Raw genomic sequence first — 7,212 nt, 5'->3', positions numbered from 1 at the left:
GAAGAGTGCGGCCATGGATGGCCGCTTCCTGACGTTCGCGTTCACGGACGAACGCATCAATTTTGTCACCGTGCTGCAGCAGGTAACCGAGCTGGTCGACGCCGTTGAGCAGGCAGTGCCGCGCGAACGGCTCCAGCACGAACGGGATGCGGCCGCCGTCAGACAGAGCGATGTACTGTTCGCGCACGTCGATCGCCAGCTCGATACCCGGGTGTTTGAGCAGCCAGCGGTGTTCCAGTTCGTCGATGACGATCGCCAGCAGGCCGTTCTTCAGCGCGTTGCCGCGGAAGATGTCCGCAATCTCGCTGCACAGCACGGCGTGGATGCCGTAGTCCAACAGTGCCCACGGCGCGTGCTCGCGCGAGGAGCCGCAGCCGAAGTTGCGACCGGCGACGAGGATCGAGCAGCCACGCGCTTCCGGCTGGTTCAGCGGGAAGGCCGGGCTGTCGCTGCCGTCGGCCTGGTAGCGCCAGTCGTGGAAGCACAACTTGCCCAATCCTTCGCGCGTGGTGGTGGTGAGGAAGCGCGCGGGAATGATGCGGTCGGTGTCGATGTTCTCGTCGGCCAGTACGGCGGTGCGGGAGTGGAGGCGGGTGACGGGTTTCATGCGGCTTGCTCCTGCGTCGCGTACTCGCGCGGATCGGCGATCCGCCCGGCGATGGCGCTCGCGGCGGCGGTGGCCGGGCTGGCCAGTACGGTGCGCGCGCCCTTGCCCTGGCGGCCCTCGAAGTTGCGGTTGGAAGTGGACACGACCAGCTGCCCCGGCTGCGCCAGGTCGCCGTTCATCGCGATGCACATCGAGCAGCCGGGCACGCGCCACTCGGCGCCGGCGGCGGTGAACACGTGGTGCAGGCCTTCGCGCTCGGCGTCGCGGCGCACCGCTTCGGAGCCGGGCACCACCAGCATGCGCACGCCACTGGCGACGTGCCGACCGTGCAGCACGCGGGCCGCTTCGCGCAGGTCGGACAGGCGCGAGTTGGTGCAGCTGCCGACGAACACCACGTCCACCGGGGTGCCCTGCATCGGCTGGCCGGGCTTGCTCTGCATGTAGTCGAGCGCGCGGCGCTCCTGCGCATTCGTCGCCGCCGGCACCGGCGCGTCCATGGCGATCGCCATGCCGGGATGGGTGCCGTAGGTGACGGTGGGTTTCACCGCGGCAGCGTCGATGCGCACCTCACGGTCGTAGCGCGCGCCGTCGTCGCTCTTCAGCGTGCGCCACTGCGCCACCGCCGCGTCCCACGCGGCGCCCTGCGGCACGCGCGGGCGACCCTGCAGCCATTCGAAGGTGGTCTCGTCCGGCGCGATCAGCCCGGCACGCGCGCCGGCCTCGATCGACATGTTGCAGACGGTCATGCGCTCGTCCATCGACAGCGCCTCGATCGCCGCGCCGCGGTACTCCAGCACGTGGCCGGTGCCGCCATCGATGCCGATGCTGCCGATGATGTGCAGGATGAGATCCTTCGCGCCCACGCCGGCGGGCAATTGGCCGTCCACATGGATTGCCATGGTCTTCGGCCGGCGCTGCAGCAGGCACTGCGTGGCCATCACGTGGCCGACCTCGGTGGTGCCGATGCCGAACGCCAGCGCGCCGAACGCGCCGTGGGTGGAGGTGTGGCTGTCGCCGCAGACGATGGTCATGCCCGGTTGCGTCGCGCCCAGCTCGGGGCCGATCACGTGCACGATGCCGCGCTCGGCACTGTCCCAGCCGTGCAGCTCGACGCCGAACTCGCGGCAGTTGCTTTCCAGCTGCGCGACCTGCGCCTGCGCCTCGGCGTTCGCGTACGGACGGCTGCCGTCGGCGTTCGCCGGCAGGGTCGGCGTGGAATGGTCCAGCGTGGCCAGCATGCGATCCGGCCGGCGCAGCTTCAGCCCGCGCTCGCGCAGCTCGCTGAACGCCTGCGGCGAGGTCACTTCGTGCACCAGGTGCAGGTCGACGTAGAGGATCGCCGGCGTGTCGGCGGTCTCAGCGACGACGACGTGCGCGTCCCAGATTTTTTCGAACAGGGTCTTGGCCATTACGCAGCCTCCTGCGCCGCGGCATCGCTGTGCACCGGCGTGAGCCAACTCCGGCGATCCTCGGTACGTCCGTCGAACAGGCCGAAGAACGCTTGTCGCAGCTGTTGCGTGACCGGACCGGGCGCGCCCTTGCCGATCGCCTTGCGGTCGACCGAGCGCACCGGGGTGATTTCGGCGGCGGTGCCGGTCATGAACACTTCGTCGGCCGAGTACAGCGCCTCGCGCGGCAGCTCGCGTTCTTCCACCGCGATGCCGAGGTCGTTGGCCAGGGCGAGCACGCTGTCGCGGGTGATTCCGGCCAGGATGCCGGCGCTGGACGGCGGCGTGAGCAGCTTGCCGCGCTTGACCAGGAAGATGTTCTCGCCGGCGCCTTCGCTGAGCAGGCCGCCGTGGCCGAGCGCGATGCCTTCGTCGTAGCCGTTGCGGCGCGCCTCCAGCCCGATCAGCTGGCTCGAGAGGTAGTTGCCGCCGGCCTTGGCCCAGCTCGGGATGGTGTTCGGCGCGGGGCGGTGCCACGACGACACGCACACGTCGGCGCCGCGTTCGGCCGCCTCGCCCAGGTACGCGCCCCAGGCCATCGCCATCAGCGCCACCTCGACCGGCGCGCCGTCCTTCGCCAGCACGCCCAGGCCACCGGCGCCGCGGAACACGATCGGCCGCACGTAGGCCGACGGCATCGCGTTGGCGCGGATGAGCTCCAGGCAGGCGGCGTTGATCTCGTCCTCGCTGTAGCCGACGTCGATCTCGTAGACGCGGGCCGACTCGAACAGGCGACGGGTATGGTCGGCCAGGCGGAAGTAGGCCGGACCGCGCGGCGTGGCGTACACGCGCTCGCCCTCGAACACGGAGGAGCCGTAGTGCAGCGCGTGCGTGCTGACGTGGACGTTGGCCTCGGCCCACGGCTTGATGCGGCCGTTGTGCCAGACGAATGGCGTGCTCATGCGGTGACTCCCTTGGCGTGCGTGGTGGTGCCGGCGGTGGCCGGCGCCTGGCGTTCGATCCGGTTGACGATGACCAGCGCGGCCAGCGCGGCGGCCTCCACGATGTCGGTGCTGCTGCCGTGGCCGCGCCAGTCGCGCGCGGCGTGGCGCGCGCTAAGCTGCGCGTGGCCGATGGCATCGGCGCCTTCGCCGAGTGCGTCGATCTGGAAGCGGGTCAGTGCCAGCGGCGTGCCGGTGGCGCGCTCGATCGCGCGCAGCACCGCGTCGACCGAGCCATCGCCGATCGCCGCCTCACCAACCTCGTGGCCGTCGTCGTGGGCCAGCTTCACCGAGGCGGAGGCGCTGCCGCCGAAGTGCGAGCTGGCGTGCAGCTGCACCAGTCGCCACGGGCCGCCCGCGTGCGGGTCGTGGCCCAGCGCCAACGCGTCCAGGTCTTCGTCGTGCAGTTCGCGGCCGTGGTCGGCCAGCGCCTTGAAGCGACCGAAGATCTCGTCCAGTGCGGCGTCGTCCGGCCTATGGCCCAGTGCCTGCAGGCGCTGGCGCAATGCGGCGCGGCCGGAGTGCTTGCCCATCACCAGGCTGGTCTCGGCGATGCCGACGTCCTGCGGCCGCATGATCTCGTAGGTGCCGCGGTGCTTCAGCATGCCGTGCTGATGGATGCCCGATTCGTGCGCGAACGCGTTGGCGCCCACGATCGCCTTGTTGCGCGGCACCGCCTGGCCGGTCAGCTCGGCCAGCAGACGTGAAGTCGGATACAGCTGGCGCGTGTCGATGCGGGTGTCCACGCCGAAATGCGGGGCGCGCACCTTCAGCGCCATCACCACTTCCTCCAGCGCGGCATTGCCGGCGCGCTCGCCGATGCCGTTGATGGTGCATTCCACCTGGCGTGCGCCGGCGCCCACCGCGGCCAGGCTGTTCGCCACCGCCATGCCGAGGTCGTCGTGGCAGTGGCTGGAGAACACCACCCGCTCTGCGCCAACGACGTGGCGGCGCAGGTACTCGAACAGCTCGACGATCTCGGTCGGCGTGGTGTAGCCCACCGTGTCCGGCGCATTGAGCGTGCTGGCGCCGGCGGCCACGGCGGCGCTGAACACTTCGACCAGGAAATCCGGCTCGGTGCGCAACGCGTCCTCGGCGGAAAATTCCACCTCGTGGCACAGCCCACGGGCGCGCTCGATCGCATGCACGGCGGTGTCCAGCACCTGCGCCTTGCTCATGCCCAGCTTGTGCTCGCGATGCAGCGGACTGGTCGACAGGAACAGGTGGATGCGCGAATGACGGGCCGCTTCCAGCGCACGGGCGGCGCTGTCGATGTCGCCGTCCTGGCAGCGCGCCAGCGCGCACACCGTGGTGGCTTGCAGCGCCCCGGCGATTTGCGCGACTGCAGCAAAATCGTCCGGCGAGGCCTGCGGAAAACCTGCTTCGAGCACGTCCACGCCGAGCGCCTCGAGCTGCTGCGCCATGCGCAGCTTGGCGCGCCGGTCCATCGAGAAACCGGGCGCCTGCTCGCCGTCGCGCAGGCTGGTGTCGAAGATGCGCACGCGCCCGGCGACTACGTCGTCGTCGCTGGCGGGGGCGTTGTGCTGGTCGCGGGTTTTCATCATGGCTCCGCTGTGGGCGGCGCCGAAGGCACAAAAAAACCCCGCATCCGTTACCGGGTGCGGGGTTCTTTGGGTGTTTTCAGGTTTTTCTAGCTACCTGGACACATGCCCTCAGCCCGCACCTCCGTTGGTAATAAGGAGTACGAGTACGAGGGTAATAAGGAGCGTGCCGCGAGCCTGCAGCAGGCCGGCAACCGTCATGAGGCGGTTTCCTTCGGCGATGCGGCGGTGGCTGTTGCGCTGCGACATGTGACCGACCCTAAAGCAGGTCGTGCAGGGCTGTCAACTGTTTTTTATATGAGGAGAACTTCCAGGCGTGCCGGATGCGGTTTGGACGGCTAGCCGTCCAAGCATTCGTGCCGTTCGTCGGCTCACGGGTTTGCGCGGTTTCATGGGCCGAATCGACATGCACGAAGGCACGTTGCCGCCGGCGCCTCAGTCGCGCGCATCGAGCAGGGTCAGCAAGCCCTGGCGACGCCTGGCCGAGAGCTTGCGGACGGCCCTGAGTACCTTCTGCTCGTCCGGGCTCAGCACTTCGTAGCTCTTCGCCTCCTCGCCGAGGGACGGCGGCACCACCATCGGGCCGCGCCCCGTCGCGAGCCAGTTCAGGCTGACCCGGCAGTCGTCGGCGATCTCGATCAGCCGGCCGAGTTCGGGCATGGCACGGCCGGCCAGCCACAACCGTGCCGTCTCGCGGGCGATGGCGTAGTAGTTGGCCAGCGCCGTCGTGCGCTGTCGACCGGGAGGAATCATCGTGCGGTCGAGCGCCTGGTGAAGGCGTTGCCCAAAATGGCTGGAAGCGGGTGCTTTGAGGCTCATGTGCCTGCCGAGTTTTGCACCCGCAGTACGTCATAAATCCAAGTTGAAATGGTTGACAGTGGCAATTACGAATGGCTAATATGAGCGGCACGACACAGTTTGCCGGGTTCCCGCATGGGGCAGCGGTCGCTGCCGACATGGCAGCCGGACGGCTGGACGTGGTTATGGAAAGGAGCCGATCGTGGACGAGTCGCTCATCACCTTGCACCTGCATTTGACACAGGCAGAGATCACCAGCCTGCTGATGGCCCAGATCACGCAGACAAGGCTCAGCCGACTGACGTTCGGCGAGGTCGCGCAGGTCACGAACGTCGATCGGACCGTATTGGAAAAGCTGATGCGGGCGCAGAAGCAGGTGTTCCTGGACAAAGCGGAATAGCGCTTCGGTTCCATGCGGGCGGGGTGTGTTCCGGATCAGTTCGATCTGCTCGCGTCCCGCCGATGGCTCGATAGCCAGGTTTCGAGCGCCTTGTCGTTTGCCGGCAGGGGTTCGGCGCGGGCTGGCCGCGTCAGCATCGCCGCCAGCGCCGGCGGCACGTCGAGCGGATGGCCGAGCAGCGGCTCCACCACGCTATCGAACTTGGCCGGGTGGGCGGTGGCGACCACCGCCCACGGCGCCTCGTCGCCCTCCGCGCGCAGGCGGTCGAGCAGGTGCATCGCGGTGGCGGCGTGCGGGCAGAACACTTCGCCGTGTTCGCGCGCATGGGTGGCGATGGTGCGGCGGATGGTGGCGTCGTCCACGCTGTGGGCTTGCAGCAGTCGGCGCAACGCGGATTCATTCGGGAAGGTCCAGCGCAGCCGCTTGAAGTTGCTCGGCGCACCGACGTCCATCGCGTTGGCGAGGGTGGCGACCGCTTCGCGCGGGCGGTAGTCGGCGCCGGCGAAGAACTCGGGCAGGGTGGCGTTCGCGTTGCAGGCCAGCCGTACTTCGCCGACCGGCAAACCCATTTCACGGACCCACAGGCATGCCAGCGCGTTGCCGAGGTTGCCGGTGGGCACGATGAAGTTCAGCGGCGTGCCGTGGTCGCGCCCCCAGCCCAGCGCGGCGTGCGCGTAGTAGCTCATCTGCGGCAGCAGGCGGCCGAGGCTGATGCTGTTGGCCGAAGACAGCGGCACATCCGCCTGCAGTTCCGCGTCGTTGAGCGCGGCCTTGACCATGCGCTGGCAGTCGTCGAAGCGGCCGGCCACGCGCAGCGCGGTCACGTTGTCGCCGAAGCAGCCGAGCTGGTGCGCCTGGCGCGGCGAGACCAGGCCATCCGGATACAGGATCACCACGCGCACATGCGGCTGGCGATGGAACGCGGCAGCCACCGCCGCGCCAGTGTCGCCCGAGGTGGCGACCAGGATCGTCAGCGGCCGCGCATCGCGGCGCGGCAGCCGGCGCAGGCAGGCGGCGAGGAAGCGTGCGCCGACATCCTTGAAGGCCGAGGTGGGGCCGTGGAAAAGCTCCAGCATCGTCGTGTGCGGATGCGCCGGCAGTGCGCGCAGCGGCGTATCGAAGGTGAGCGCCTCGACGCAGATCGCGGGCAGTTGGTCGGCCAGCGCATCGCCGGTGAAGAACGGTGTCAGCAAGGTGGCGGCGGTGTCGGCCAACGTGCCGTGCGGATCGAACGCGGCCGGGTCGAGTCGCGGCAGGGATGCGGGCACGTACAGGCCGCCGTCCGGCGCCAGTCCGGCAGCGATAGCCTCGCCGATCGGTACGGCCGGGGCGGTGCCGCGGGTGCTGTGGTAACGCAGCGGCGCCGGGTTCATGCCGCGACTCCACATGACGATGCAGGCGTAGGGCGGGCACTGCCCGCCGCTCCCGTCATGACCTGAGAGCAGAAGCTGGCGGG

General features: G+C 69.1%; 8 protein-coding genes. 1 reads left to right on the top strand and 7 read right to left on the bottom strand.

Annotated elements, in window-relative coordinates; all coding sequences use genetic code 11:
- The 6 genes from leuD to UUA_RS15865 all read right to left on the bottom strand — a co-directional run.
- The coding region (gene leuD / locus UUA_RS15885; RefSeq protein ID WP_008438679.1) for a 3-isopropylmalate dehydratase small subunit at positions 1-607 on the bottom strand (607 nt) is incomplete at its 3' end.
- Positions 604-2,016 carry a 3-isopropylmalate dehydratase large subunit gene (leuC, locus tag UUA_RS15880; RefSeq protein ID WP_008438678.1) on the bottom strand — a complete coding sequence of 471 codons (1,413 nt, stop codon included), beginning with the start codon at positions 2,014-2,016 and terminating at the stop codon, positions 604-606. The genes leuC and leuD, both read right to left, overlap by 4 nt.
- Positions 2,016-2,957, bottom strand: coding sequence for a branched-chain amino acid transaminase (locus UUA_RS15875; RefSeq protein ID WP_008438660.1), 942 nt, complete (start codon positions 2,955-2,957; stop codon positions 2,016-2,018). The genes leuC and UUA_RS15875 overlap by 1 nt, the downstream gene beginning before the upstream one ends.
- Positions 2,954-4,558 carry a 2-isopropylmalate synthase gene (locus UUA_RS15870; RefSeq protein ID WP_050981908.1) on the bottom strand — a complete coding sequence of 535 codons (1,605 nt, stop codon included), beginning with the start codon at positions 4,556-4,558 and terminating at the stop codon, positions 2,954-2,956. The genes UUA_RS15875 and UUA_RS15870 overlap by 4 nt, the downstream gene beginning before the upstream one ends.
- A 111-nt stretch (positions 4,559-4,669) precedes the next feature.
- The gene (locus tag UUA_RS19450) at positions 4,670-4,807 is read right to left on the bottom strand and encodes a hypothetical protein (RefSeq protein WP_155943278.1); all 138 of its coding nucleotides are present in this window, start codon (positions 4,805-4,807) and stop codon (positions 4,670-4,672) included.
- A 186-nt stretch (positions 4,808-4,993) separates the two neighbouring features.
- Positions 4,994-5,377: a helix-turn-helix domain-containing protein gene (locus UUA_RS15865; RefSeq protein ID WP_039954264.1), complete on the bottom strand. Its 384-nt coding sequence runs from the start codon at positions 5,375-5,377 to the stop codon at positions 4,994-4,996.
- 181 nt (positions 5,378-5,558) lie between these two features.
- On the opposite strand from UUA_RS15865, the gene UUA_RS15860 reads away from it, so the two are divergent.
- The gene (locus tag UUA_RS15860; protein ID WP_008438656.1) at positions 5,559-5,756 is read left to right on the top strand and encodes a hypothetical protein; all 198 of its coding nucleotides are present in this window, start codon (positions 5,559-5,561) and stop codon (positions 5,754-5,756) included.
- A 35-nt stretch (positions 5,757-5,791) separates the two neighbouring features.
- Here the strand turns inward: UUA_RS15860 and thrC are convergent, their stop codons facing one another.
- Positions 5,792-7,129, bottom strand: a complete 1,338-nt coding sequence (thrC, locus tag UUA_RS15855) for a threonine synthase (RefSeq protein ID WP_008438655.1) — start codon at positions 7,127-7,129, stop codon at positions 5,792-5,794.
- Between the last annotated feature and the right edge of the window lie 83 nt (positions 7,130-7,212).

The sequence above is a fragment of the Rhodanobacter thiooxydans LCS2 genome (genome assembly GCF_000264375.1).
Classification (GTDB): domain Bacteria; phylum Pseudomonadota; class Gammaproteobacteria; order Xanthomonadales; family Rhodanobacteraceae; genus Rhodanobacter; species Rhodanobacter thiooxydans.
Note: the sequence above shows the minus strand (reverse complement) of the source record. Positions and strands in the feature narration are given on the sequence as shown.